We start from the raw sequence: 25296 nt of genomic DNA, 5'->3' as shown, positions 1-25296 counted from the left end.
TATTGCCTATTATAATACATCATGGCAAGTGTACAACAACCTAAAATTATTGATGTTACAGCAAAGGCAGCAGAAAAGGTTACAGAATTTATGAAACAAGAAGGAAAAGATAGTCTCTATTTGAGAGTCTATGTCACTGGCGGTGGATGTTCTGGATTATCCTATGGGATGGGATTTGAAGAAAATCCAGATGAAGATGATGTAATATTGGAACAAAATAAAGTTAAAATTTTGGTAGATAATTATAGTCAAAAATATTTAAAGGGAGCAGTAGTCGATTACATTGAAAGTTTGATGGGTTCTGGGTTTAAGATATCTAATCCGAACGTTACAAAGAGCTGCTCATGTGGTCACTCGTTTTCTACCGAGTAATTTTTTCATCAATTACTCAATCTGGTTTAATTTTTTCAACTTAACTTAACTTAACTTTATATTTTTTTGGTAAATATCAGTTTAAACTTATTAGAAATATATTTAATAAGGCCTAAAAAGAGGAAATTAAAATAATAAAATTATGGTTTTGATCTTATCTTATCTGATCTTATCTTATACCATGAGTCAGGTAAGAGTTATAGTATTTACGGCCAAATTCCTCTTAGCTTTATAGCATCAGCCACTCTATTGACTGCCAATGCGATACTTGCTGTACGCATGTTTGTGTTATATTTTTGATGTGCGTCATATACTTCGGCAAATGCCTTTGTCATTATTACATCTAATCTCTCGTTTACTTCAGCTTCAGACCAATATTCTCTTCTTAGATTTTGGAGCCACTCAAAATAAGAAACTGTTACTCCACCACTATTAGCCAATACATCTGGGATAACCAAAATATTGCTTTCATAAAAAATCTGATCAGCTTCGGGGGTAGTCGGACCATTTGCTGCTTCAGCAACAATTTTGGTCTTTATTTTAGAGGCGTTGTCCTTTGTAATCTGATTCTCAAGTGCAGCTGGAATTAATATCGTACATTCTGTTGTTAGTAATTCATCATTGCTTATTTCAGTTGAACTAGGGAAGTCATGGATCGATTTGTTTTCTAATTTGAATTTAATTAATTCATTTACACTAAATCCATTCTTATTGATTATTGCTCCCTGTGTATCTGAAACAGCAATAACTTTTGCTCCCTGCTCTTCAACCAATTGCGCTGCAAACTGTCCTGCATTACCAAACCCTTGAACGACTACTGTCGCCCCGTTCATATTGATATTTAGTCTTTTGGCAGCCTCTCTTACCGTAAAGGATAGTCCTCTTCCAGTAGCTTCAGTTCTACCCAATGATCCTCCTATAGGTAGGGGTTTCCCTGTAATTACTGCAGGTTCTGAGCGATTACCCTTGAGGGTAGAATATGTATCCATAATCCATGCCATTTCTTGACCTCCTGTATATACATCGGGGGCCGGGATGTCCGTGTAGGGTCCAATAATGTCAGATATTGCATATGCGTATCTTCTTGTCATCCTTTCTAATTCTAAGTTCGACATATTCTTCGGATTACAGATAATGCCTCCCTTACCACCACCAAGCGGTATTCCTACTATAGCACATTTCCAAGTCATCCACATCGAGAGTGCCATTACTTCTTCGATGGTTACTTGCGGGTGATACCTGATTCCGCCTTTGAACGGACCCCTTGCATCGTTATGTTGAGAACGGAATCCAGTAAATACTTCAATCCTCCCATCATCCATTTTCACTGGTAGGGATACTGTTAAAACTCTCTTTGGTTTTGCAAGTATTTTGTGGATGCCCTCGTCTAAATTAATAATTTTTGCAGTCTCTTGAAGCTGTTTCAAAGCCATTTGATAGGGATTATTAGTCGGTGCAAACTCGTTAGCAGTAGTTGTCATTATACTAGAGGGAAAAATTTTGATATATTTAAATTTAATCAAAAAGTCACTACTCTATTTTGATTATTTTGAGATGAATAGATTTAATCGGATAATATCAAAGATTGATTGAATATTTTATAGCTTTTACATATTATAGAATGCTCAATTATCAGCACAATAAAACAAAATCAAAGACTGGTTCATCTACATGCTATAATTTTTCCAATCAAACATTTCTTTTATTTTATTAGATGGATATGTGTCTCCCACCCCACTTGACTCTTTCAAATAAAATGGTTTATAGACAAAAGAAGATTGAAGTCCTTGGCCTTCGAAAATGTAGATATTATCTATTCAATAAATAAATTCAACTTGTGATAAACAGAACTTATGCTATTTTAATTCATTTCTATTCTAACAAGTAAAAATATAGAAACACAGGAAAAGTAGTCATGATACCAAATTGCTGAGATAGATAGTTGGATAGATAGATGGATAGATAGAGGGATTTTACTGTCTTTTGCCGCATGCAATCCTTTTGGTAACCAATAGAACAATATGTACTTAATTTCAAATTTTATGATGGATTTCACTTTATAGACTATTGTTAAATCCGAGGTGATTGAAATAACAGTTGTTTACACTCCTTTATGATATCTTTTAAGGGATTGTTTGACCTTATTTTTCAAATAAAGACTAAAAAAAATAGATAGCCCATTTAGTTATATATTATTGATTGTTGATTACATTTATCAAAATATTTTCTGCCATAAAGAAACGAGGCTGTTTAATATTTGGATTTTGGGATACTATAATTGCAAAAAAAAACAGAAAAAAATCCTTTCTAATTTGTTTACTTTACTTTACTTTCATTCATAACATTAATGCCAAATCTATTTTTTGGTCAGAATGAATATAAATAGTATTCTTTATATTCTAATATTTGTTTGGTAAATATTGAAATCCTAAAACGATTTCCAGCAGATTATACGAATAAATTAGATAGTTTTAAAGATGTGTCAGTTGTGTGCAAGAAATTAGTAGATCATTATGCCAAATGTTATTCTAATCATAATTTTAGTTATAGGATCTTGTTAAAAAGGTCGGTTGAAATTCCAAAAGCAAATGACATTTCAAGGAAATTGGGACTGCAACTTCAACATGAATTGTTATCTGGTATCAGGAATCTGAAATTAAGGCCAAATATAAAAGAGTACCGATATGTTCACGATGATTTTCACTTTGGCTGGTTATTATTGGATCCAGCGTTAACAAATCGGTTCAACTAAAATTATACTGCCGTTTTATGGATTCTAGAATCGGAGCCAAAAAAAAAACACAAAGCAACACTGTTACTATTAGTACTAGTCTCTTTGGTTCGAATCTACAACGTTAATTCTTTGTTCTTCGTTGGGCTTTAGGGCCTTTACTATTATTGTAACTATTACCAATCCAAAAAAATACCCTCCTATCAAATCTATTAGGTGGTGTTGAAAAAGATACAGTTTAGTAAAACCTATTAGCGCTGGGAAAAATATTAAAAATACTACCGCGAATCTGGACGAATATTTATAGGATAATCCCCCAATTATAAAGCTAAAAGCTGTTGCTGAGGCGATGTGGTTAGAAGGGTATGAATAATCTTGTGCAAACGGCATGAAACTGTCCCTTTCGAGAGTAAATTTATCCGGTAATATGACTAATGGCTTAAAAACGTCGCTTGGATGCTCAATTGCAATTAAAGGTTTGATGTAGGTGACTAAAATGGTAACGGAAACCAAGGTAATTAACAAAATCATTCCAAATCTTCTAGTTCTCTTAATTATTGTAAGAATAAAACCCACAATTATTAGATTAATAGTATCTGATGTGGTGGTAATAATGATGAATACTGTATCCAATGCTTGACTCCTTATTTGAATAATAAATTTTGTCACTATTTCGTCTAAATTAGCTATTAGCCCTGTGATTGCAATAACAGTTGCAATTACAGTTGCAATAACAAAAATTAATAAAAATAAAAAAATAAAAGATATTCTGATATTCCAAAAAGGATTTACCTGTTTTATTTGAATTTTTTCATTCACCATATATTATGAGTAAGCTATTCCCTTCTGCTTTAAGCAAATTGACTCAACAATCATTTACTATTTGTTAATAGACTTTAGATTCATCCTTTATCTGAGAAGCCGATGATGGATCCTTATCCACGTAATATTTTACCATTCCCAGTTTTAAAACCTTTAAAGAAAGTAAAGCACACTTTATTCTAGCAGGGCCCAAATTTGTCAGGCCGATATTTTCGAGTACATCATCTTTTGTTATATCTTTAATTGTTGTTAGAGGTTTATTTGAAACCATTTCAGTTAACATTGAGGCGCTAGCCTGGCTGATAGCACATCCCCTCCCATCAAACTTGATGTCTTTAATTATATCACCTTCAACTTTCAGATCAATTGAAATCTCATCACCACAGAGTGGATTGCTATCATTAATTCTTATATCAGGTTCCTCAATCTTTCCTTTATTTCGTGGATTCCTATAGTGGTCAAGTATCATCTCCCTGTAAATATCTTCACTCATATATTGAATATCCCCTTAGCATGATTTAAAGCATCTATTAATATATCGATTTCCTCTTTTGTATTATAAATATATAGGCTAGCACGAGAAGATGCTACAATATCAAGTTTTTCCATAAGCACCTGGGCACAATGATGTCCTGACCTAATTGCTATCCCAAAATCATTTAATATTGTAGCGCAATCATGGGGATGTATTCCCTCGATATTAAAAGAGACCAAGCCTCCTCTATCTTTTGCAATTTTGGGACCATAAACCTTAATATTTTTTATTTCTTGGATACGACTTAGAAGATAGGTAGTCATTTCCAATTCATGATCACGAATATTATCCATCCCTATCTTATTTAGATACTCTACTGCAGAGCTAAATCCAATTACGTCAGCAATATTTGGAGTTCCACCTTCAAATCTATAAGGCAGATCATTAAATATCGTATTTTCTTTATGTACCTCTTTGATCATGTCTCCACCTGAGATAAATGGCTTCATTTGTTCAAGTATTGCCTTTTTGACATACAGCACTCCCACACCTGTCGGGCCAAGCATTTTATGAGCTGAAAATGCTAAAAAATCACATCCTGTTTCTTGCACATCCGTTTTCATGTGGGGAACCGACTGAGCCCCATCTAAAACAACAGGAATATTTTTTTCATGCGCAATTTTGATAATTTCCCTAGCTGGAAATATTGTTCCTAGGACATTTGACATTTCACTTAGGGATACCAACTTAACTTTTCCATCACCTTTCTTTGACAGGAGTTCCTCGAAAACCTCTAGGTCGAGATATCCATCCTCATCCACCTCTAAATATTTGATTTTTGCTCCCTTACGCTTGCATAGGATCTGCCAAGGAACGATATTACTGTGATGTTCATATTCGGTCAGTAGTATTGTATTTCCCTTCCTGATATTGGAATTTCCCCATGAGTAAGCAACTAGATTGATTGACTCGGTAGTGTTTCGAGTAAAAATGATCTCTTCTTGGTGTTTTGCATTTATGAATTTTCTAACATTTTCTCTTGCTCCTTCATATTCCTCTGTAGCTTCTTCAGCAATTTGATAAACTGCTCGATGAATATTGGAATTATACTCTGAATAATATCTACAAATTGCATCTATTACTTCATTAGGCTTTTGAGTGGTTGCAGCATTATCAAGATATACCAATCTTTTTCCGTTATTTAGCATTCTATTTAAAATTGGAAAATCCTGCCTAATCTTACGAACGTCCAGAAGAGCTTGCATTAATGTTTACTATTCTATATTTTAAGATATAAACTAATATCCAAAAATAATATTCACAAAACTATTGGGATTATAATGATTAGCTAATAATAAAATCAATGGTTATTCTTGTACAACCAGCACTTTACTAAGTTATTACCAATTAGAATATCTGGTGGATTGTTTTTGCAATCTCTAAACGCATGGGGACATCTGTCTATAAATCTGCAACCTTCTCCTATTTCTGTTAAATTAGGGGGATCTCCTTTTATGAATTTGATGGATTTCTGCGAGGAGCTTATGTGAGGTATTGATTGAATGAGGGCTTGGGTATAGGGGTGCAACGGTTTTTCAAACACCGTTTTGACATCCGATATTTCAACAGCCTGTCCTGCATACATTATGATTACTCTATCAACTAAATTTGGAATCAGTGACATATCATGAGTGATGATTATTATCTTCATGTTTTTCTCCTCTTTCAATTTTTTTAATAAGTGTAATACTTGGGACTGAATCACTACATCTAACGCTGTAGTTGGTTCATCTGCAATAAGAATTCTTGGCGCAAGCAATAAAGCATTGGCTATTACTATCCGTTGCTTCATCCCTCCACTCAGTTCATGCGGGTATTTTTTAGAAACCAAGTCAGGATTCAAGCCGACATCCCTAAGAGCAGATCTGATGATTGAAATGCAATCTTTATTAGATATTTTTTTCCTATGAGAGGATAAAACTTCCTTCATCTGAACTTCTATAGTAAACACTGGATCAAGACTATTCATTGAACCTTGAAACACCATGGATACTTTCTTCCATCTATATTTCTCATTGAATTCCTTTTCCGATATTTTCAAAATGTCTTGATCCTCTAAGATGAAACTTCCTGATACAACGGATCCATTTTCTGGCAATGATCTCATAAGACCATAACCAAGTGTACTCTTTCCCGATCCAGATTCTCCTATTATGCCAATACCTTTGATATCATTCATTTTAAACGAAATTTTATCTACAGCCCTTAAAATTCCCGATCTGGTTCTATAATCTATAGAAAGATCATTGACTTCTGATAATCCCGTTAAATCTTTGTTAGGGCTGATTCCATCGTTTTTGTTTCTCTCATTCATATCAAATTACTTTCTTAATTGATTGAGCAGAGTATTAGGCTTTTGTTTAATCATCATAATTTTATTTTCCTGTTTGCTTTATAATATTTCTTATGTAAGAATGGTCCTTATTTGGTTGTGTTAAACGATTTTATTGGTAATCAGACTATTTTATTTGATTTCCAGATTTATGACAGAATTACTCATAACCTGTGTTAAAAAAAACGAACAAGGGATCATTATACAAGTAGGAATTAGTGGAAATATTTTTGATGTTAAAACTATTGCCGAAAAGATATGGTCCAGAGAGAATACTTATTTTACAGTAGCGAATGGAATTAGGGTACGGGTATTTGCACTCCGACATCCCTCTACTAATGAACCTTATCTGACTACCACCACTAATGTAAAACTGCCAAATAACCTTAAATATTTGCCAAAATGCTCATGACCATTCTCTACTTTTAATGTAAAGCAGCGTGATCCGTCTGGAAATTTGAGTCAGATACAAACAAATTTTCATTCATTTCCTACATCGATGATATTGACGAAAAAATGAATTTTTCATTCCGACTAGTAAAGTTTTTGACAAATTACATGAAAAAGGATTAAAGATATTTAAGTGTATTCTTTTATTAAGTTTAAAAGTGGTACTGAAAACTCCTATTTGTACTTTTGATGCTAAAACAGGTATTTTGTGTAATTTATGTGAAAGCAAACTTGAGTCTGGTCAGATCACTCAATCAGATGTTGAGAGCTCTATTATCCTTGCTCGACTAGCCCAAAAAAACCCTAATATAAATAAAATCACTCTAGTATCGGCAAAAGAAATTGATAATGAACATATACTAATCCTCAAAAATTCTGATATAAGGTTAATTCGCTCAAATAACGATCTTAGTGATATCATAAACAAAGCATTTCACAAAGATATTTGGATAGTTGAATCTGATTCTAATGATCGAAGATTTCTCGATAATCTATTTCATCCTATAAAGTTAGAAACTGTAAATTTTGTCTGGTTACCGGATGGGAGTAAGCTGACAAGAGTTGTATTGGAAAAGAATATCAAAGGAGTAGATGAAAAGAGGTTAGAAACGATTAAAAAGATATCCATGGCAGTTAGACAAATCGATCTTATAATTGAGTTTGACTGAAAACTCAGCTTGAATTCTGATATTGAACAGGTAGTTTATTAAAAGGAGTTGATTGATTTCATTTGATATGGCTCACTCAGGTCAAAGTGAATCAAACAGCATAACAAGAACACACTTCGCTTCCCAATTACAAGAGTCACAAATAGGTTCAGAAGTTAAAGTTGCGGGGTGGATTGAGGATTTCAGGGATATCGGTAAACTTGGATTCATATTACTTAGAGATGTAACCGGTTTGATTCAAACAGTTTTAGTCGGGGAGAATTTACAAAAAGCTAAATCTATTCCTAGACAGAGTACTATTTTACTAACAGGATTAGTGCAAGGTACAAAGTCTAAGAATTTTCCAGTCGAGATAAAGACCAAGGAAATATTTGTTTTCTCATATGCTTCTGTCTCTCTACCTATCGATCCTACAGGCAGAGTTGAATCACTTTTGGATACTAGGTTGGACAGTCGAGCTTTGGATTTGCGTAATCCCAATATTTCTAAAATCTTTCTCTTTCGTTCTAATATTTTAAGGATAATTAGAGATTTTTTCTCTCAAAATAAGTTCATAGAAGTGAATACCCCAAAAATCATTGGAAGTGCTAGTGAAGGAGGGTCCAACCTTTTTTCATTTGATTATTTCAAGCAAAAAGGATTTTTGGCTCAAAGCCCTCAGTTGTATAAGGAACAGCTGGTCTTATCTTTGGATCGTGTATTTGAAATCGCACCATATTTTAGAGCGGAAAATTCCCATACTCTTCGACATCTTAATGAATTTTTGAGCGTTGATCTAGAAGCAGCTTATCTTGATTATTATGACATAATGAGTATAATGGAAGAATTAATCAAGAAAATACTCATGTATATGAGAGATTCTAATTATGTTGACAATGAAAATCCACTCCTTGAGGGAAACACATTAAATGATTTAATTTCAATACCATTTCCAAAGATAAGTTACGATAAATGTTTGGAAGAACTAGCCAGTATTGGAGAAAAAGTTACGTTTGGAGATGATTTATCTGATTCAGCGTTAAGAAAGTTGGGGGAAAAATTTGACAAGTTTTATTTTATCGTTGATTGGCCACTCAGTCTAAAGCCGTTTTACATACACGAGAAGGAATCTAATCCTACCTTATCAAAGTCATTTGACTTGCAATTTGGTCATCTTGAGCTAGTTTCTGGAGGGACTAGACAGCATGATGTATCGAAATTAAAAAGCCGATTAGCAGACCAAGGATTATCTACTGATAACTTTAAAGATCATTTGAGAGTCTTTGAGTGGGGGATGCCACCACACTCAGGTTGTGGTCTCGGATTTGATAGATTGATGATGGTTTTATTAGGACTTAATAATATTAGAGAGGCAGTTTTGTACCCACGGGATACTTCAAGGATTAGTCCTTGACGACAGTCATCTTAATTTCTTCAATACCATCAATTTTTCCTTTTAATATGTCACCGGAAATAAAACATCTCATTTCATCAGTTATTGTAGATTTGATTATCCATGGAACTGGATTGATTTCCATGAAGGCCTTGTCGGTTTCTGATGGAAAGGGCCTGGAGGGGTGTGAATGAAATATGCCAACGACCGAAATGCTTAATGATTCAGCATATTTATAAATTTTCAATAATTCATTTTCATCGATACCAAAACTGACCTCTGAAGTGTATTTGTTACTCACCGGGATTACCTCATATACTTCATAGACGTTCTCCTTTTTCTTGCCAAGTAACACCGCGCATGATTCATGTGGAATACTCAAATTTACAGTATGCTCTAAAGTTAAGAGTTGACTAACTTTAATCAAAATACTTGAGTGATTCATTTATTATCCGTTGCTTTTACCTTTGAAGCAGAATTGTGGTTTTTAAAATTAAAAGAAAGAAACTATTAATTATACTGCATTCACCTTTTAATATATTTATGACAGACTGGGACTTGCTCATGCCGGGCGCTGGTTTAACAGCTGTTGGTGCCATTGGGGTAGCTGTAGCTCTTTCTGGAATAGCTAAAACCTTTATGGATGGGATGCACGCCGTTTCAATCTTATTAATGTTCTTTGGATTAATTTTCTTGAGTGCTGGGCTGTTTAAGGATGGTTTTCCCACTTCAAAAAAATCAAAAGCTGCAGCGGCTATAATATTGATTTTATTCATAACTGCTGGAATCATTGGGGCTGTACAAGTCAGCAGCAAGGTTCCTTCGATTATTTCATTTATCGCCATTATTCTTACAATAAGTATCCCTTCACTAATAATAATAATCGCTTCTTATAGGAGAACTGCTCATTTAATGAAAATAGCCGCGGCATGTGTAGTAGTTATGATAATAGGATCTGCACTGATAATTTCTACTGTATGGATGGGGGCACCTGCTACAGCAACTCAGGAGGATGAAAACACGGAAGCTGATTCTCAAAATTCTTCTATGCCCAAAGTGGTCAATACCACGATTGTTTCTGCCACAATCCCCGCAGGCGCTTCGGGTCAAGGAAATCCCGCCTACGAGCCAGCGATAATCGAAGCCAAAAAAGGGGAAGCTATAGAATGGACTAATTTAGACAATGTTCCACACACAGTGACTAGTTTTGTTGATGATGGCAAGTCATTTGATTCGTCCATAATAATGACAGATAAGAAATACGTCCTGGATACCTCTTCTCTAACCGAATCAGAGTATGAATACTTTTGTACTTTACATCCTTTCATGAAAGCATCATTTACTTTGAGCTAGTCCTATTAACTGGTAAAAAGTGAAAAAAATTTTTAAAAAGGGTATAAAAATGAAACTATGGTTTTGAAAATATTTTTTTGAATGAGGAGAACATATTTCCGTTATTACTTTGAGAATTACCTTCATAACATTCAGGACAAAGAGCCCGCAAGTTTTCTGGTCTGTTATCCTTTTTTGATCCATTTATATAAAGAAAGTGAGGTTGATTTGATCCAGTTAATTTCTTTGAACATTCCTGACACCTGTGTTTTGACCTTTCAAGCACAATTTGCTTTATGGCTAGTGTTAATTCTTTGTACTTATTTCGTTTCTTACTGTTATTACCTGATGCATTCCCAAAGAAAGACAATATATCTATCTACTTTGCTAGACTTACATAAATTCTTTGTTTAGTATTCTAGATTATATAAGGTCCAGCTCAAATGGGATCAGCCAATGCATAATCTTAAAGATGATGGGGATATTGACAACAAAAGGATACTTCATTGTGCGTTATGTGGCCGAGAAATAGAACATAATCAGGCGTGGCCTCATGTTGATGGTGACTCAAATCTGGGTGTAAGAAAGATCGATTATTTCTGTAGTGAGGAACATAAAGCAGAGTTCTTTAGATCGTAAATTTATTACTACACTTATTTACTTATTTTTTAGATAAATGACTATCGCATTATACTACTTTTTCTATTTGGCTCCGAGGGATAACATTTTTTAATCATCAATATCATTAAAATTTTTCTTCATTGCCAATCTCTTTTCTGTTTATTTCTAATTAAAGTTATTTGTTTTTGATTGGCAGATTCTATCCAAATTTTTCAACCAATTCGATATGACATTCGTGACCTCTGTGATCCTTATCAATCATTTTAGCTTCCTCCTCGGTTATCGGGAATCTTTCATTATTCAAATGCTTTGAATCCTTCTCTAGTAATACAATCTTGCACTGGTCACAAATTAATTGTTGTACCATCATAATATTATTGGGTTCTTATAATTTTTTAAACCTTTGGAATGAAATGAGAATGACACAACAGAGTCTTATTGTCTTAATCAGTCAAAAACATACACGTACTATAAGTAAGAGTTGTAACAAGTGCCGCTTGTATTGGACTCTACTTCTGTAAGCCATAATTAAAAATGGGCTTGATTCGTTCCTGTCTTCAACAAATTTTAATAATATCATGCACCTATTTTTATTTAATACTGAATCTACAAGCTCATTGAAAATTACTCAGCCGAGTATCTTTGAGTCGATTACCTTAAACTTGAATTCATAAAAACGACCTATATAGATTTTATGAACGGCCGGAATTAGACTGGATTCTAACAGGGATAATGAATGCAGTCCACAGACAACTTCTAACAATTATAAGATATTTTAAAATGGTAAGATACAGATTTAGATCTCTGTATAGATTTCTAAAGACTATGCTAGAAACATTCGTACCAATTTTCATTAAAAAACTCTTCAACGTATAAAACGAAACTGACCTTTGAGATTTAAGGCCTTTTTAATAGGGATTTAGCAATTCGAATGGTCCTTCATATTGTATCAAACACACGGATTGCTCTTCGCACACAAATATGTTTGAGACTGATTCATTTACACAGTTTGCACCATCTCTGCATTGATTAACCTGATTATTCAGCTGCTCAAGTGATTGATTCTCGCATTTTGCACTATCCCTGCATTGATTGTTTTGATAATTATCTTGAATAAGCTCTTGGCCTTGTTCATCCGTGTCCTCCTTAGGTTGAGTATCCGGATCTTTATTATCTGCAAAAACATAATTGGTATTTATAATTGAAAACAACGTAATCATAGAAATCATAGAAATCATCATAATATTCTTCATTATCAATGTTCCATGGCTTTTTTAATTTATTTAAAATTCTTAAGATGAGGCCGTACAATAAAACCAAAAATCTTATCGGGGATTTACTTCTACCATAAAGATTAGATAGAAATGTCAATTAGATTCTAGTTTATGTTTAATCTATACGATACTGAATCTGCCTATATCCATGCTCAAATAGATGCACAAGGTGTGTAAATGTTAATAAGATCTTGTTGCTTTACATAAGATTTGACCCGCTGCCTACATGTAATCAAGGGTTAATCAAACAAGCAACAAACAAACAAACAAACAAATAGTATGATTTTGACTTTCCTATACTGCTCTTTGAATTGATATATCGCTCAATATTTAAATCTGAAGAGTCATTCATGTGGATACCGCAACCAATTGTAATATCTCGGATAATTCTTCACTGAGATTACGCTTCCTCAATTGGTTATATGAATAAAGTAAATTAACCGTTAATTTACTATATTTAATACAATGCAAGAAAGGAATCTGATCATAAATGCCTCCAGCTAAAAAAGTCTGTATAGTATGTGAAAAAAACATCGACATGACCAGAGGTCAGGAAATAAATAGATGTTATTATTGTAATAATACAATTTGCAATAAGCACTTTAGTTATTGTAGATTGTGTACGAAAATGATTTGTGATAATGAACTTAGAAAATGTGATTATTGTCCATTTGATCAATGTAAGAATTGTACTATCAAATATAAAAACAACAAATCAAATTCAATTTCGTTATGTTGTTTAGAATGCTCCACAGATGAAAAAAATAAGGGCTAAATCAATTACTTACTCTTTGATGGGCATAAATGCCACTATCGAACCACTTATCTCTACGTCATCATTTTCGTTTGGATATAGATTGACTTTATCAGTAGGTACAAATAGCATTCCGTTCCCAATGGACGCTCCGACTGGTGAGATGGAACCTCGAACATCATATTCCCACAGTTTTTCTCCCGTGTTACTGTCGAGTGCCATAATGATCCCTGTCCTATCGTTTTCGCCAAACTTAATGAAACCTGTGTAAACAACCCCATTTGAAACCAAAGGTGAGACCCGGGGAGGATAATTTGTGTCAATCTTCCATTTAATGAGCCCTGATTTCTTATCTAGTGCATATATGGTACCATTGACTAATCCCTGCTCTATCGAGTTTTCAGGATCTTCCTTGTGTCCGCTTATCCCATCAGTAAAGAAATTCAGGCCTCTATTAGTTGCAGTTATATATAAAGTGTCATCATCTACTGCATGATAATTATATACTCCGTATGCCCAAATCATTCCGCTCCCTGATGGCGATGGTAGGCTGTCAATATTAACTTGTCTTCCCAATGTCGTCCACCATATTTCCTCCCCAGTCAAAGCATCCATTGCAATTACATTGCCCATTTTGTCATGCCCTATCACTATTTTTTTTGACGAGCCATTTTCGAATTTTATATTGCTAACGCTACTTCCCCAGGACGTATCCCAATCATGAGTGTCGGGAACTTTTAGGTTCAATACTGTTCCATGAGCAATAAATGGGGTTGCCCAGATGATCTTGGCTTGCTTAATGTCTACTGCTACCATGTGATTAGAATAAAGATTGGGTGACTGCCTTGTTGAGGCATTGAAATTAGGGGAGGCACTACCCAATGGGATATATGCAATTCCCGTATCTGCATCAATAGAGCCACCTGACCAAGCCGTTGCTCCACCGTTGGGTGGATTTTTACCTTTTTCTATCCATTCTCCAGTCGTTGTTTCAATATTCCATAACAGGCTCCCGTCTGTCTTATTCAGCGCGGTAATGTTTCCCTTCACAAAACCCTTACCAGGTGGCAGTCCACTGCCGCCAGATCCTGCGATTACATAATCTTTCCAAATCAAAGGAGGTGAATTTATGGCATATCCTAAACTGGTATCTCCTAATATCGGAGACTCCCACAATTGTTCTCCATTCGTAGAGTCAATCGAAATAATTTTAGCCTTAGTTCCGATAGTAGCATAAATTATTCCATCTGAAAAATAAAGACCCATTGTCGGACCTCCATCTAAATTGAGTTTCCATTTAATGTTTCCAGTTAGAGTATCAAAAGCAATGATATTTCCAATGTAATCCTGAAAATAACCACTGTTATTTACTATTATTGGTGGATCTTGAATTTCATAAGTGTTATTCAGTCTCCATTTAACTTTTAGATCTCCAACGTTAGATTGGTCAATCTGAGTTTGATTACTGTTCCTAGTCCCATAAATATCATGATTGACAAATATCCAGTTATCTCTATTACTTTCTTCCATGCCTGATTCAAACTGCTTTTTCAGATCATTTGTATTTTGATCCTGCGTTTGAAAAGACATATCTGACCTGTCAATCAAATTTATATCAGGATCTTGTAAGGTACTACCTACGGCACTCATAATTGCATTTGAAGTTTGAAATATGATTAGAAATGAAACTACATAGAAAATGTAGAATGCAGCAGTCTTTACATAATCTGATATTAACACTGATATTACTTGGACTACTCTGAACTAAAATCTTTTTATAAAATCCGAAAGCTAGCTTTTGTATTAATTCAATGATAGGGCTCAATTCCTAGGTTCGATGGATGGACGTAGAAAGAAAATGCCAACATATTATTAACCCATTTGATATTTAACTTGATATTATTTTCATCTAAAAACAATATGAATGGCAATAAATTATATACACATCAAAGATTGTGTTGAGGACTAGATGCCCTTTTAATCTTAATAGTATTGGCCTCTATCTGACGGCTATCTGACGGCTATCTGACGGCTATCTGACGGCTATCTGACGGTTATAATCTAAAAGCCATAGCCATCAATAACTAGATAATTGTCAGATAAACCATAAGTAATTGCAATTCGTATATAATATTGAATTCTGAAAATAAATTGGTTGGCGTTTGTCTTTGCAGTACTATTGGTAATATTGTAAAAGATACTTTTAAATCATAATCGAACTTAAACACCGAAATAGACGTGGACCGGGTGGGATTCGAACCCACGACCACCTACGTATCCTCTGCTTTTTGCATGCAAGGCAGGTATTCTACCAGACTAAACTACCGGCCCATTTAGCCTGTTTTACTCAAACATATTTTATCGTACTATTTTATTGTTTTTAAAGTCATTTTTATAACACTGTTGGTGCGACAAATCTATTATATAGCTGAATTCCATAATTTACTGATGATTAATCAATACGCCAATCAAGATGTGCTTTGTGAAACCGATTGGGTTAATAATAATATCAATAATGATAAAATAAAGATCTTAGAAGTAGATTACGACGTAGAAAATGCCTACAAAGAGGGTCACATTCCGAATTCTCATATGGTATGGTGGAGAAAGGATATTAACGATTCATCAACACGAGATATTATTAACAAGCAACAATTCGAAGAGTTGATGTCACGTTTAGGTGTAATACCTGATAATGAATTGATTTTATATGGGGATTTTAATAACTGGTTTGCTGCTTTTGCATTCTGGGTCTTCAAGTACTTTGGTCACAAAAAAATTAGAATAATGAACGGTGGAAGGAAAAAATGGGAAAATGAAAATCGACCATATACCAAGGACGAACCAGTTGCAAGACCCTCGAATTATGTAGCGGCATCTCCTGATGAAAGTATACGAGCTTATCTGGACGATGTCAAACGCTCATTTAGAAAGCAGGAAGTAGGGTTGGTTGACGTTAGATCTGTAAAAGAATTTAATGGGGAGATTACCGCACCTCCAGAATATCCAATGGAGCATGCTCAGAGGGGAGGGCATATTCCAGGTGCTAAAAACATTCCTTGGATTCAAGCGATTAATGATGATGGGACATTTAAATCCGTAGAAGATTTAGAGGCGTTATACGAAAAGCAAGGTATTACACGTGATAAAGATATAATTTGCTATTGCAGGATTGGAGAAAGGTCATCCCATACCTGGTTTGTTCTAAAATATTTGTTGGGATATCCATCAGTCCAAAACTATGATGGCTCCTGGACGGAATGGGGCAACATGATACGAAATCCTATAGAAAAATAAATATGGAGCCGAATATTTAATGTCTGGTGAAACTACTAATCCAACCCCTGAACCTATACTGATCAAGAAAGGAAAATTCTATTTTATTTTAGAAGATTCTCAATTTCTACTATTGGTAGATAAAACCAAACGTGGTCTAGAGGTTAGAGATACGATAACTGATGAGAACAGTAAAGTGATTTCTGAAAGAGGTATGATTTATGATATGGAAGGTACAGGCCACAAGGTCGTAAAACGATGGTTTTATCCCAAATCCAAATACGATTTAGAGTACGTTACTACGATAGCAGAAATAATGGAAAAAAAATATCATGAAATAAGAGAGATGACCTGTCCGGATAATCTCTAAAATTTATTCATTTGAATATACATAAGTTTTAATATCTTGAATAAAAAAGATTTATAGTCAATGTCCCTCTTGCTATCTGATAGAGTCTGGGTAATGCTTTCTGAAGTTGCAAAACGGGGTGTTTATCCAACTCATGGTGCCAAGCTCGGTATATTTAGGTTGCCAGTTGATATTATTGGGCAGTCTGAGGTAAATGGAGTTATGAGTGAACTTAAGACTTATGGTTACGTCCTGGATACTTATGCCGATAGGATTTTTGTGACTTCTAAATGGATTGAAAAAGGTTTTGATATATACACAAATACAGAACAATCTGTAGAGCTATACGTAACAGTCGAAATTGTCATTGGTGAGGTATTGGACATAATTTATCAGATAAAACCACTAGAAACGTTTGGTGACCATTATTGGATCAGAAATTATAGACAAAAGGCTGATCATAATGCTAAGATCATTATTGATAATATAATTCGGAATACAAAGATAGGGCAGAAATTAATTACTTATTATCAGAAAATCCAAAAACTGAGCCAGGCCGAATCAATAAAAAAATTAGAATCTATTACTCCACTAGCAAATACTCAAAAGAATCTTAAAGATGAGAAGAAATCGTTAGTAAATCCATCTGCAACCGCATTAGCAGCAGCAACAGCAGGAAAGCAATCCGTAGGGAATCTAACTGAGAATCAATCAGTTGCTGTGCCGTCTCCAATTCCTACGTCCAATGTAGCAAAGCTTTCTGCGAATACCACGCTTCAGCTCACAGGCACTGGAACAGACTATCAAGCAGTAGAAGGACCTATAGATACGGGCTTTAAATCTAAAAGACAGCCTGTAGGCAAATTTCAAGGGATCCAAGTATGGGGTCCATATGATGCACCTGGACAGCTTGGAATTTGGGGTACTGATGTATGTGTTGATTTTGACATTTGTATTTCAGATGGTGCTTGTATTGAGGCATGCCCTGTTAATGTATATGAATGGCTGGAAACACCAGGTCATCCAGCATCTGAGAGGAAGCCATTTATGATTAGAGAAAAGGATTGTATTTTTTGTTTAGCATGTGAAAATGTCTGTCCTCCCCAGGCGATAAAAATATTTGTGAAATAAATCGAGTTGGGAGATAGAATGTGTGTATTAAATTTAACTGCACGAATTTTTGATAGGTTCATTTGTTGACATTATACAAAGACAAGTTTTCAATTAGAAACCCAGTAAGATTGGGTATTATTGGTGGGGGACAGCTTGGAAAGATGATGGCTGCTGAGGCAAAGCGAATGTTTATGAAGGTAGTCATTCTAGATCCCAGCAAAGATTGTCCTGCTTCAAGTATTGCAGACAAACTAATCATAGGCCACTTCTCTGATGAGCAAAAAATATATGATTTGTCAAAAGAGGTGGACATTATAACTTATGAAATTGAGTTAGCTAATGCTACTGCTCTTAATAATCTTGAAAAATCCGGATTCATGGTACATCCATCACCAAAAACACTCTCAATCATTCAAAATAAATACCGTCAAAAAAAATTTTTGAGAGATAACAGGATTGCAGTCCCCAATTTTGAACTAGTTTCAAACGAAGAACAATTAATAAACTATTGTTCGATATCTGGGTTTCCAGTATTATTAAAGGCATGTGAAGATTCATACGATGGTCGAGGAAATTATTTGATTAGATCCGAAAATGAAATAAGTAAAGCTCTTATCCACTTTTCCGGCCGTCAATGCATGGTAGAAAAGTTCGTGAACTTTAAAAAAGAAATTTCCATAATGGTGGCCAGAAATTTATCTGGGACTATTTCTTACTTTCCTATCGCTGAGAATATTCATGAAAACCATATACTGAAAACTTCTATAATTCCTGCTAGAATCAGCAAGGAAACTGAGAGGAAAGCAATAGATTTGGCAATAATGACTATGAAATCATTAAAGGGATCTGGAATTTTTGGAATTGAGATGTTCGTTGACGAGGATGACAATGTATTGATAAACGAAATTGCCCCCAGACCTCATAACTCCGGCCATTATTCTATTGAAGCCTGTTCAATTTCCCAATTTGAGCAACACATTAGAGCGATACTTGATTATCCACTTCTTCAGCCATCCCTGTTATCTAATGCCGTAATGGTGAATATCCTTGGGCCTGACAATTATACTGGACCATATGATATCACAGGAATTGATGATTTATTTGCCATTCCAGGAGCTAAAATTCATGTATATGGTAAACTAGAAACGAAACCAAATAGAAAACTCGGTCACGTGACGATAGTATCAAATAACATGGATCCCATTTCAGTCAAGTGCAACGTTGAAGATTCTTTAAAAGTCCAAGAAGCATCTTTTTAGATCTAAAAACTCAAATTCCACTAGTAATAAGATCATTTAAGTTCTTTGTCAAGATCTAATTTAAATAAAATTAATAGCAAAAATAAATTTGAGGACCAATCCAACCTTGGTAATCCAGTGAATTTAGAAAAAAATGAATCACCGATAGTTGGAATAATTATGGGTAGCGATTCGGACTTGCCAATAATGAAGGAAGCCGCTCGGATATTAAATCAATTTGCGATCTCTTATGAAGTAAAGATAGTCTCTGCTCATAGAACACCAGTTGAATTGTTTGAATATTCTCAAACTGCTGAAGCACGCGGTATCCAAGTAATAATTAGTGGGGCAGGTGGATCTGCTCACCTTCCAGGCATGGTCGCCTCAATGACATCCATACCTGTTATCGGAGTACCTATTAATAATTCTGCAAATCCTCTTAATGGTATTGATTCGCTCTTATCAATAATCCAAATGCCGCCAGGTATACCTGTGGCAACTGTTGCAATTAACGGAGCAAAGAATGCTGGTATTTTAGCATGTTCAATATTATCTATCTCACATCCGTTATTGCTAAAGAAAATGAATCAATTCAAGGAAAAAATGAGAGAGGAAGTCAAGCTAAAGAACTCAAAATTAAAGGAAGTTGGATTAGACAAATATCTAAAGGGACTTCAAAGGGATCAAACCAGAAGATAATGATTATAAATGATTTTTTTATCTTTAGTTATAATTGGATATAAAAGTTGCAATAATAGGTTGCGGGGCTATTGGAGGAGAAATAGCACGTAGCATTGACGCTAAGAGAATCCCAAACTGTAAGTTATCAATCTTATTTGACATAGATACTCAAAAGATAGCGTATCTATGTAATGAGTTAAATGCCAAACCGTCAAGTACTTTTAATGACTTTAATGAACTTATTACATCAAAGGACTACCAAAATGTTAATCTTGTCATTGAGGCTGCGTCGATTAAAGCTGCTCAAACATACATGACTACAATACTGGAACAAGGAAAGGACATCATGATGATGAGTATAGGTGCTTTTTCTGATCCGACATTTTATAAAACTATTATTCAATTATTGGCTGATACTGATCGCAATGTTTTCCTTCCGTCGGGCGCGATTGGTGGCGCTGATATTCTTCGTAGTGTAAAAGACTATATTGAGAATGTTACTATCGTAACCACAAAAAGCATCAAATCATTAAAAGGCGCACCATATTTTTACAATAGAGGTGTTGATATCGATACCATCAAAGAAAAGCAGGTTATTTTTGATGATAATGCCATTGATGCTATCAAAGAATTCCCTTCAAATATTAATATCTCCGCATTAGTTAGTTTAGCAGGCATTGGTTTTGAAAAAACCAGGGTCAAGATAGTTGTAGATCCGAAAATATTAAACAATCAACACGAGATAAATGTCAAGTGGAAATTTGGAAGTTTCCAGCTCAAGGTAGACAATATGACTAGTCCTGATAATCCTAAAACTAGCTATTTGGCGATCCTGTCAGCAATAGAATGTCTGCGGGGCATTTGTGCAAAAAATCTAAAGATCGGTTCTTAGTTTACCAATTATTATTATCTTGTTATTAAAAGTGTAGTATAACCACGACTTTCTTTAACCATATCATTTTCTAATTCCTCAACCTTAATAGTAATTGAAATAACCTCTTCTTTATCGAATTGAATTGGGTTAATTATGATAAATTCATCAAGCAGGTCCGAAGCCTCAAAACTAGTCTTGCTGTACTTTACATCTATTTTATTACTAGACGATAACAGAAAAATATTGTCCTTGTCATAGTTGCAAACCCTGACCCGTCTGTTTTGACGTGGATAAGACCTCAGGTTGAGTTTTATGGACCTTTTCTCATGAAGTATGTATCTTTTTTGACTACTACTAGATACATCTATCTGAAATGGATATCCTGCAGTGGTTTCGGCCATCTTGTTGATTCCATCATTCATGATTATGTCGATTTTTTTTATGGTGTTTCCAAACTTGAATATACACTCGTTTGTTTTTTTTACGATATCATTGATATCAGCGTTTCTATGCACCTCTTCATCTTTTGGAAGCTGGTATCTCTCTACCCAATCACGATAGTCTTTGCTTATATCAGTTATGAATTCAGTACATGTATTCTGGTAATCTTCGATGCTAGTGGCTCGTTCAGAATCTCTGTCGGACGCGAACATTATAGGGTAAAGTTTAGTCATTTAACTTATTTATTAAACTTTAATTTCAACATACATGTGGATGAATTTACTAACCTGTTGCTTGAACTCAAAAATAATATCGATGCTAACATGGAATTTTTTCAGAAAACTGTTACCCAGAACCCTACGCTTGCATACTACAAGCTAAACGAATTATCAAATTTTGTGGGATCCAGGTACGGTCTAGTCGTAGAAATTCATTTTCCAGATCGTAGGAAGATAGTTGAAATTAAAAATTTTGGGACTGAAAATTTGAGTCTTATATTTGATAAATTTAGAAAAACTTTCCCAATAGACAGGCAACAAATAAAACTTCAAGCAACAAAGGAATTCACTAGGACTATCCAAATAATTGATGCTTATATGTATGAGGGAAAGGAAGGCCTAAAAATAAATTTTAAGGATTCAGACTCAAATAATTCCCGCATTGACTTGTTACCGGGTTCCTTTCATCTTTGGACCAAAATAGATGATGAAATTCAAAGGTTCGGTAATTGGTTATTATCCAACGTTTACTATGAGAGAGTTAAAAAGAAAGGTGAAAATTTTTAAAAAAGTTTCGTTTATTGTACTACAAGGTTAAATGTAGCAGATTCAACAAACATTCCGAGATCCTCACCTGATGCAGTTTCTAACGTGATCTGAAGGGCCTTATCTCCTGGTGTGTCAAATTTATACACAAATTGGCCAGTACCTTCATTTGCTCTTTGATTTTTGAATTCGTCTATAACCGTATTATTTTCACCCGTTATTTTATAACCATATGTAACTCTTTCAACAATGTTGTTCTTGTCGTCAGTAAATATTACTCCGAAATTCGTGTCATTGCCTGCTTTTATCGCCACTGGTTCCCACAATAATTGTACTACGTGGGTTCCTCTTGGTGTCTTGAGACTTAACGGTGGTACCGGAATTTCTATTTGGCTCTCTGGTAATGGTGGTTCACCACTCCCAGTTTGTTTTAACTCATAACTGTACTGAATAGGAGCTGTACCGAAAGTTACATCAGCATATGTTTCAGCTTTAACAGGATAAGGTAAATCCTTATTTATGTAGATGTGACTGTCAACTCCCTTGTGATAGGTTATTATTCTTGTATCGAATGCCCCTGCAGATGTGGTTACTTTTGCGTTGCCTCCTGGTTTAATTTCAGGACCACCAATTGAGGCAATTTTTCCCCAAGATGGTGAGCTTAAGGATTGTCCAGGCATTGGTACAAATGCTGCTAGCCATGTTAATGTTGTTGAATAAGCACTACGATATTCACTCATCTCTGGGGGAATTGGTGAAGATCCCAGTGCAGTAAGATCCAAGTTACTCAGATGGAATGTACCATTGATTACTTTGCCCTGATCTACTACGAATGTTGGAGCTACCCAATATTTTCCTGTTTCATTATATTCTTTAAAATAAATAGTCATTGTAAATGGCTGTCCTTGATTAGTATCTGTATTTTTAATTTCATAAGTATAATACGTATCTGGCTTTACACCTTTGCCTACATACCAGTTTTCTGATTGAGCAAAAGCCATTCCAATCAATTGATTGACCTGCATGAACGATACCCCAAGCATAGTTATTAGAAAAAATACTGTTATTTTATTTACCGTTTTTTTCCTATCCATTTGTATGTTACAATTAAACATAATTGCTCTTTAAATGTTTACTAATTTTCCATTTCCTAGCTAAAGTGTAATAAGAGATAAATTAGCAAACCGACTATACGGATACATAAAATGTGTAATTGCACAAAAATCCACTTTTATGATGTGGATTTTAAATTATACGGTATGAAGGTGGTACCTTCTTGTAAAAATTGTGGCGACCCTCTAAGTGAGGATCAAGCTTCAAAATTTGAAAAAGATTTGATGAAACATTGGGGATTTGAGGAAAAAAAATGAAAGCAAATCAACTTGCTTTTTACAGTTCATTACGTCATCTTTATTAATATCCTAAATAAAAAAAAAGCAGTGGTATAATGTGACCAAGATGTATAATGTAAATATAGACGCAGAGGGATTTGATACGAACGAAGCACAAGAATGGGTTAATGAAATGGGAAATGTTTATGCAGATATGGAAGTTTCAGATGTAAACATTTCGCAAAATAAAATTAATTTTAAGGCTGGATTCTCAGGCATGGATGACACGACAGAGGATGACATAAGGATGAAATTAGATGAATACTTGACTATGCATGAGCTGTTTCAACCAAAGAATATATCGGTGACCAACTAGATATATCAACTCCATTTTTTATTTAGTTATAAATATCTATTGAAGCTTATATAAGTTTATAAGTGAGATCGCCGACATTGATATGGTTTTCAAGTATGACTTGTAAAGGTATTTGTATCAGACATAAAGCTCAAAAGCCGGTGGGGTCGGGCCGTTACGCAAGCGGTCAAAAACGATGCCAAATTTGTGAAATTTTCATAAAATGGGATGGTTTATGGTGCCCATGCTGTGGATATAGGCTAAGAACTAAACCGAGAAACTTAAAGTATAAAGCAAAATTGAGGGCAAGAAATAAAACAGTTGAACCACTAGAGCAAGCAATAGTGATTCAATAATTACTTTAGATTAGATTTTTATTAATTTCTAGTAATAAGTTTACTTCCTTTAACATTGTTATTTTTTCTTGAGTTTGAATATCAATAATGTGATTCAATAATTTATTGTATTTTTTAATGAATTGTTCATTATGAACCTTATCTAGAATAAAACTGTCAATTAGTAAAATGCCGTCCACGTACATTGATTTTTTTTTAAAAAATTCTAACTTATTAAATAATATTCTATTTTTTCTAAAGTCTTCATCTCTTGTTAAAAACCTTAATGATTTTTCACTCCTCGTATAAGAAGAAATATTTGCTCGATTAGTTCCCATATATTCTAACAGCTGATCAATATGTTCCCTAGTCTTCAAATTTTCATTTTGCTTAACCAAGTTGATCTGATATTTGAGATGAGATGGTCTGTGTTCCGAATTTAGGTAGAAATGAATAAAATTCTCTAAGGTTTTTAGCGATAACATTTTTAATTGAAATGAAATATATCTTTCATCCACAAATTCTCTAGCAAGTAAACCCAGCAAGTTAGTGATTTCACAAATATTTTTAATAATGTTGGCTTTTAACACGAAATTGAAGGATTTATTGTAATTGTCACATTTATCAAAAAAATGGTTAACAATATTGGATTTTAAAACTTGTCCCGGCATCTGAACAAATTTGGTATAATTGATATTTGGATTATTTATAAATTCATAAGCAGAAAGGATCAAGACTTCATAAACTCTCTTTTTATTTTTTAATACATTCGGTTCTTTCTCTGAGACCAGATTTTGAGGACATATCATGTTATCATCATATACTGAAATAATATTATATTCGCAACATTCATGGGGGATTATTCCCCTATCAGCATGACATCCTATTAAAATAGAGTCCATTAGAGGAAATTTTGATCCTAGTTCATAAAAAGTAAATTCATCATCCATAAATCCTCAAACTAAATAAATTGGTCAGATATTAAAATCAATTCACTTTAATTTATTCTCAAATTAATAATAACCTAATCCAATTTCGACTTTTATATTTTAAAGTATTAGTATTATAATGGGTTAAGAAAGGACAATCTATTGGTCAATGATTTCTCATGAAACCCAACAGACCAAGTTCATATGTTTAAATTGTTTTTGCACACAGAAATTAATTCATTGAGATGTCAATTATCTTTGAGATAATCTATTCTTAAACAGAATTAGAAAATAATACAATCTAGATCTAATATAGTCATTCTCTTAGTTTTAGTCTAATCAGACAT

General features: G+C 34.2%; 29 protein-coding genes and 1 tRNA gene. 16 read left to right on the top strand and 14 right to left on the bottom strand.

The window, feature by feature from the left end; all coding sequences use genetic code 11:
* The first annotated feature begins 21 nt into the window (after positions 1 to 21).
* Complete coding sequence (gene erpA, locus AB0A59_RS09690) at positions 22 to 372, top strand: iron-sulfur cluster insertion protein ErpA (protein WP_458743348.1); 351 nt, start codon at positions 22 to 24, stop codon at positions 370 to 372.
* Positions 373 to 578: 206 nt separating this feature from the next.
* Here the strand turns inward: erpA and AB0A59_RS09685 are convergent, their stop codons facing one another.
* On the bottom strand, positions 579 to 1853 hold the full coding sequence (locus tag AB0A59_RS09685; protein WP_458743346.1) for a Glu/Leu/Phe/Val family dehydrogenase: 1275 nt from the start codon (positions 1851 to 1853) through the stop codon (positions 579 to 581).
* A 929-nt stretch (positions 1854 to 2782) separates the two neighbouring features.
* Here AB0A59_RS09685 and AB0A59_RS09680 point away from each other — a divergent pair.
* Positions 2783 to 3124, top strand: a complete 342-nt coding sequence (locus AB0A59_RS09680) for a hypothetical protein (protein WP_458743344.1) — start codon at positions 2783 to 2785, stop codon at positions 3122 to 3124.
* Between the two features lie 75 nt (positions 3125 to 3199).
* Here AB0A59_RS09680 and AB0A59_RS09675 read toward each other — a convergent pair whose 3' ends face one another.
* The 4 genes from AB0A59_RS09675 to AB0A59_RS09660 form a co-directional block, all read right to left on the bottom strand.
* Positions 3200 to 3925: a phosphatase PAP2 family protein gene (locus tag AB0A59_RS09675; protein ID WP_458743342.1), complete on the bottom strand. Its 726-nt coding sequence runs from the start codon at positions 3923 to 3925 to the stop codon at positions 3200 to 3202.
* 64 nt (positions 3926 to 3989) lie between these two features.
* Positions 3990 to 4418 (bottom strand): Fe-S cluster assembly sulfur transfer protein SufU, encoded by a 429-nt coding sequence (gene sufU, locus AB0A59_RS09670; protein ID WP_458743340.1) that lies wholly within the window; start codon positions 4416 to 4418, stop codon positions 3990 to 3992.
* On the bottom strand, positions 4415 to 5665 hold the full coding sequence (locus AB0A59_RS09665; RefSeq protein WP_458743338.1) for an aminotransferase class V-fold PLP-dependent enzyme: 1251 nt from the start codon (positions 5663 to 5665) through the stop codon (positions 4415 to 4417). Before AB0A59_RS09665 ends, sufU begins: the two co-directional genes overlap by 4 nt.
* A 95-nt stretch (positions 5666 to 5760) precedes the next feature.
* Positions 5761 to 6774, bottom strand: coding sequence for an ABC transporter ATP-binding protein (locus AB0A59_RS09660; RefSeq protein WP_458743336.1), 1014 nt, complete (start codon positions 6772 to 6774; stop codon positions 5761 to 5763).
* 169 nt (positions 6775 to 6943) lie between these two features.
* On the opposite strand from AB0A59_RS09660, the gene AB0A59_RS09655 reads away from it, so the two are divergent.
* The 3 genes from AB0A59_RS09655 (at position 6944) to aspS (ending at position 9303) form a co-directional block, all read left to right on the top strand.
* The gene (locus tag AB0A59_RS09655) at positions 6944 to 7204 is read left to right on the top strand and encodes a DUF3892 domain-containing protein (RefSeq protein ID WP_458743334.1); all 261 of its coding nucleotides are present in this window, start codon (positions 6944 to 6946) and stop codon (positions 7202 to 7204) included.
* A gap of 196 nt (positions 7205 to 7400) precedes the next feature.
* Positions 7401 to 7910, top strand: a complete 510-nt coding sequence (locus tag AB0A59_RS09650; protein ID WP_458743332.1) for a transcription elongation factor NusA — start codon at positions 7401 to 7403, stop codon at positions 7908 to 7910.
* Between the two features lie 52 nt (positions 7911 to 7962).
* A complete protein-coding gene (gene aspS / locus AB0A59_RS09645) occupies positions 7963 to 9303 on the top strand; it encodes an aspartate--tRNA(Asn) ligase (RefSeq protein ID WP_458743330.1) in 1341 nt (446 codons plus the stop codon).
* On the opposite strand, the gene AB0A59_RS09640 is transcribed toward aspS, so the two are convergent.
* A complete protein-coding gene (locus AB0A59_RS09640) occupies positions 9293 to 9727 on the bottom strand; it encodes a M67 family metallopeptidase (RefSeq protein ID WP_458743329.1) in 435 nt (144 codons plus the stop codon). The two genes, aspS and AB0A59_RS09640, sit on opposite strands and share 11 nt — an antisense overlap.
* A gap of 35 nt (positions 9728 to 9762) precedes the next feature.
* Here AB0A59_RS09640 and AB0A59_RS09635 point away from each other — a divergent pair, with 35 nt between their 5' ends.
* Positions 9763 to 10635 carry a cupredoxin domain-containing protein gene (locus tag AB0A59_RS09635; protein ID WP_458743327.1) on the top strand — a complete coding sequence of 291 codons (873 nt, stop codon included), beginning with the start codon at positions 9763 to 9765 and terminating at the stop codon, positions 10633 to 10635.
* 55 nt (positions 10636 to 10690) lie between these two features.
* Here AB0A59_RS09635 and AB0A59_RS09630 read toward each other — a convergent pair whose 3' ends face one another.
* Positions 10691 to 10984, bottom strand: coding sequence for an HNH endonuclease (locus tag AB0A59_RS09630; protein ID WP_458743326.1), 294 nt, complete (start codon positions 10982 to 10984; stop codon positions 10691 to 10693).
* Between the two features lie 86 nt (positions 10985 to 11070).
* Between AB0A59_RS09630 and AB0A59_RS09625 the strand changes: the two genes are divergently transcribed.
* Positions 11071 to 11253, top strand: a complete 183-nt coding sequence (locus tag AB0A59_RS09625; protein ID WP_458743324.1) for a hypothetical protein — start codon at positions 11071 to 11073, stop codon at positions 11251 to 11253.
* A 181-nt stretch (positions 11254 to 11434) separates the two neighbouring features.
* Here the strand turns inward: AB0A59_RS09625 and AB0A59_RS09620 are convergent, their stop codons facing one another.
* The 4 genes from AB0A59_RS09620 to AB0A59_RS09605 form a co-directional block, all read right to left on the bottom strand.
* Positions 11435 to 11605, bottom strand: coding sequence for a hypothetical protein (locus AB0A59_RS09620; RefSeq protein ID WP_458743322.1), 171 nt, complete (start codon positions 11603 to 11605; stop codon positions 11435 to 11437).
* Between the two features lie 538 nt (positions 11606 to 12143).
* Complete coding sequence (locus AB0A59_RS09615; protein WP_458743320.1) at positions 12144 to 12494, bottom strand: hypothetical protein; 351 nt, start codon at positions 12492 to 12494, stop codon at positions 12144 to 12146.
* A 799-nt stretch (positions 12495 to 13293) separates the two neighbouring features.
* On the bottom strand, positions 13294 to 15003 hold the full coding sequence (locus tag AB0A59_RS09610; protein ID WP_458743318.1) for an outer membrane protein assembly factor BamB family protein: 1710 nt from the start codon (positions 15001 to 15003) through the stop codon (positions 13294 to 13296).
* Positions 15004 to 15502: 499 nt separating this feature from the next.
* Positions 15503 to 15594 (bottom strand) — tRNA-Ala (locus AB0A59_RS09605).
* A gap of 117 nt (positions 15595 to 15711) precedes the next feature.
* Between AB0A59_RS09605 and AB0A59_RS09600 the strand changes: the two genes are divergently transcribed.
* The 6 genes from AB0A59_RS09600 (at position 15712) to nadX (ending at position 20812) form a co-directional block, all read left to right on the top strand.
* A complete protein-coding gene (locus AB0A59_RS09600; RefSeq protein ID WP_458743316.1) occupies positions 15712 to 16560 on the top strand; it encodes a sulfurtransferase in 849 nt (282 codons plus the stop codon).
* 19 nt (positions 16561 to 16579) lie between these two features.
* The gene (locus AB0A59_RS09595; RefSeq protein WP_458743314.1) at positions 16580 to 16909 is read left to right on the top strand and encodes a hypothetical protein; all 330 of its coding nucleotides are present in this window, start codon (positions 16580 to 16582) and stop codon (positions 16907 to 16909) included.
* 801 nt (positions 16910 to 17710) lie between these two features.
* On the top strand, positions 17711 to 18019 hold the full coding sequence (locus AB0A59_RS09590) for a 4Fe-4S dicluster domain-containing protein (protein WP_458747591.1): 309 nt from the start codon (positions 17711 to 17713) through the stop codon (positions 18017 to 18019).
* Positions 18020 to 18084: 65 nt separating this feature from the next.
* The gene (gene purK, locus AB0A59_RS09585; RefSeq protein WP_458743312.1) at positions 18085 to 19260 is read left to right on the top strand and encodes a 5-(carboxyamino)imidazole ribonucleotide synthase; all 1176 of its coding nucleotides are present in this window, start codon (positions 18085 to 18087) and stop codon (positions 19258 to 19260) included.
* A 159-nt stretch (positions 19261 to 19419) separates the two neighbouring features.
* Complete coding sequence (purE, locus tag AB0A59_RS09580) at positions 19420 to 19938, top strand: 5-(carboxyamino)imidazole ribonucleotide mutase (protein WP_458747592.1); 519 nt, start codon at positions 19420 to 19422, stop codon at positions 19936 to 19938.
* A gap of 34 nt (positions 19939 to 19972) precedes the next feature.
* Positions 19973 to 20812 carry an aspartate dehydrogenase gene (gene nadX / locus AB0A59_RS09575; protein WP_458743310.1) on the top strand — a complete coding sequence of 280 codons (840 nt, stop codon included), beginning with the start codon at positions 19973 to 19975 and terminating at the stop codon, positions 20810 to 20812.
* 14 nt (positions 20813 to 20826) lie between these two features.
* Here the strand turns inward: nadX and AB0A59_RS09570 are convergent, their stop codons facing one another.
* Positions 20827 to 21468, bottom strand: a complete 642-nt coding sequence (locus AB0A59_RS09570; RefSeq protein WP_458743309.1) for a hypothetical protein — start codon at positions 21466 to 21468, stop codon at positions 20827 to 20829.
* 36 nt (positions 21469 to 21504) lie between these two features.
* Here AB0A59_RS09570 and AB0A59_RS09565 point away from each other — a divergent pair, with 36 nt between their 5' ends.
* Entirely contained in the window at positions 21505 to 22020 is a 516-nt protein-coding gene (locus AB0A59_RS09565) for a hypothetical protein (RefSeq protein WP_458743307.1), read from the top strand.
* Positions 22021 to 22031: 11 nt separating this feature from the next.
* Here AB0A59_RS09565 and AB0A59_RS09560 read toward each other — a convergent pair whose 3' ends face one another.
* Entirely contained in the window at positions 22032 to 23093 is a 1062-nt protein-coding gene (locus tag AB0A59_RS09560) for a hypothetical protein (RefSeq protein WP_458743306.1), read from the bottom strand.
* Positions 23094 to 23204: 111 nt separating this feature from the next.
* Between AB0A59_RS09560 and AB0A59_RS09555 the strand changes: the two genes are divergently transcribed.
* Together AB0A59_RS09555 and AB0A59_RS09550 are read left to right on the top strand one after the other, a co-directional pair.
* Positions 23205 to 23369 carry a hypothetical protein gene (locus tag AB0A59_RS09555; RefSeq protein WP_458743304.1) on the top strand — a complete coding sequence of 55 codons (165 nt, stop codon included), beginning with the start codon at positions 23205 to 23207 and terminating at the stop codon, positions 23367 to 23369.
* A 79-nt stretch (positions 23370 to 23448) separates the two neighbouring features.
* A complete protein-coding gene (locus tag AB0A59_RS09550; RefSeq protein ID WP_458743302.1) occupies positions 23449 to 23706 on the top strand; it encodes a hypothetical protein in 258 nt (85 codons plus the stop codon).
* Between the two features lie 340 nt (positions 23707 to 24046).
* Here the strand turns inward: AB0A59_RS09550 and AB0A59_RS09545 are convergent, their stop codons facing one another.
* Positions 24047 to 24970, bottom strand: coding sequence for a hypothetical protein (locus AB0A59_RS09545; protein ID WP_458743301.1), 924 nt, complete (start codon positions 24968 to 24970; stop codon positions 24047 to 24049).
* Positions 24971 to 25296 lie beyond the last annotated feature (326 nt).

The organism is Candidatus Nitrosocosmicus sp. T, from assembly GCF_054408485.1.
The sequence above is the reverse complement of the archived record's forward strand: the minus strand, read 5'-3'. Positions and strand labels throughout refer to the sequence as shown.